This window comes from Vibrio sp. V39_P1S14PM300 (assembly GCF_009904765.1).
Lineage (GTDB): Bacteria > Pseudomonadota > Gammaproteobacteria > Enterobacterales > Vibrionaceae > Vibrio > Vibrio proteolyticus.
In genome coordinates, this window is sequence record NZ_WXWP01000357.1 from 1 (window position 1) to 2,030 (window position 2,030).

2 protein-coding genes are annotated in these 2,030 nt (G+C 43.7%); one reads left to right on the forward strand and one right to left on the reverse strand.

All coding sequences use genetic code 11. The features are described from left to right. Nucleotides 1-408: 408 nt before the first annotated feature. A complete protein-coding gene (locus tag CAG65_RS18835; RefSeq protein WP_161454616.1) occupies nucleotides 409-957 on the forward strand; it encodes an MSHA operon transcriptional regulator in 549 nt (182 codons plus the stop codon). A 124-nt stretch (nucleotides 958-1,081) separates the two neighbouring features. Here CAG65_RS18835 and CAG65_RS18840 read toward each other — a convergent pair. Continuing rightward, nucleotides 1,082-2,030: phosphatase PAP2 family protein (locus CAG65_RS18840; protein ID WP_337247571.1), on the reverse strand; the 949-nt coding region annotated here is incomplete at its 5' end.

A 2,030-nucleotide genomic window follows, 5' to 3' on the forward strand; every position in this document is an offset into this window, starting at 1 on the left:
TTTCTGCGGTCAGCAGGTAAATAACTATTCAAGTTATGAAAGGATGATCCGATCCCTGCTAAGCTTTTATCAGCTTAGTCACTGAATCTGGCAACTTACTGACATTTATATGATGAAAAGCAATATTAATTGGCTAAACTACTGATAAAAGAGTGATCTTAAGATTGAAAACGATGGATATTTACACACTTTAGACTGGTCAACGTCACTCAGGTCAGTGTAGAATCCCGCCTTACTTCAGAGTACACCGTTCATCACACACGTTGCGCGGTGATAACAATAATCTTCACAGCGACAAGCTCGACATACTCTGACGTCTTTGGCTAACAAGTTAGAACAAATTTTCATTTGAAACACGTTTACTCACTTAAACCACTACCTGAATAATTTCGGTTACTTTGTAAGTCAATGGATCAAGATAAATTTACCAACGTATATCGACTACCTGGTTCGATCCAGGTGCGTATCGCCAAATGGCAGAAAACGTTTAAAGGCACGTCCGATATCGTGCTGCACAAAGCGCTCATGGCGCGGAATAAGCAATTTCAAAAGCCAGACTTCTTACCTAAGGGCTGGTGCGTTACGCTGTTTGACGAACAGGATTTTTCTATTACCGAACACGGTAAGTATATCCAGACCGCCATGCGGACTCTCATCGATCGTAAAGTGTCTTATAAGCGCGTTTATTTGTCACGGGTCCCGCTTGAGAAAGCCAAACCCGCTCTGGAGCGCTATAAAGCGGAATGGGTTCAAAAACACAACCGCGTGGCAAAAAAATATAATCAGATCAAAAAGAAAGAGCTGATCAATCTGGCGAAAGAAGAATCCGAAACACTCTATCCTTCAATCCCGAAAGGTGAATTTGATCGACACCTCTGGAATCGTCTGGTGCGTTCAATGTTCGGGCCAGAGAAAAAATATACCAACCCCTACTTTGTCAAAAAAGCCGATTTTTAAGGCTGTATCTAAAAACGAAAAAGAAGCGCCACACATGGCGCTTCTTTTGCCTTTTACCGATTCCCTGACCTGCACTGTGAACCTACACTCTCGCCACTTTGGTTTGCTTCTGCCAAAAGGGATTTCATGCTGAAACAAACGTTAGTTTCGCGCAGACACGCCAAAGCAGATACGTCAGCGGCGCGCTGACCAAGCCATCCACGGCATAATGCCAACCCAATGCAAAGGAGCCAATGTAAATAACCGCAGCAAATAGCCAGAATAAGGCGCCAACCCAGCGGTTCACTGACGACATACCCAACGCCATCAGCACCGCAATTGATACGTGCATGCTCGGCATAGCGGAAATACCACTTCCCAACATCTCCTTCTTGTTCAGGTACGTGTCCCACAAATCATTCTGTACATTAAGAGCCCAAAGTTCATAGTCGCTATTCACTTTCAGCCACTCACTCTGCTGAGTCAGTAACGCCATCAACTCCGTATAGTGCTGGTTGCCCGCATCCAGCCTCATTGTAAAAGCGGGACCGGCAGAGGACATCAATAGAGCCAGAATCGAGCCCAGCAATGCCCAACAAAGAAGAAAACTGGCTACATAGTGAATTCGTTGGTTGCTGTTGGCAAATATTAAGAAGTAGAGCAGCACTCCCCACAATAATAAAAACCAGACGTGATAAAAGACATTCAGAATAAATGTTATGTAAGGTGAATTGACGCTGTGATGAAACCATTTCCAAGGTTCATTCCCCGAAAATAACCACCGATCTGCGTGATAAAACAACTCATCATATTTAAATGGTTCAACCAGAGGGATCAACGACTTCAGTGTACTGTAACTCGACATAAAGTAACTGAACACGAGCATGAATATCAAAACAGAAATGAGTTTGGCTCGATGTCCAAACCACACCTCCAGCTTGTTCCTACAACAGGTTACCGGGTGTTTTTCCCTACGAATCAACAATAAAATCCCGTATCCCAATACGAACACACCAACCGTTGCGGCCACAATCACCTGAAGAATATCGACATAGGACAAGGTCAATGAAATATCCTTTTCATAACCATAGTGA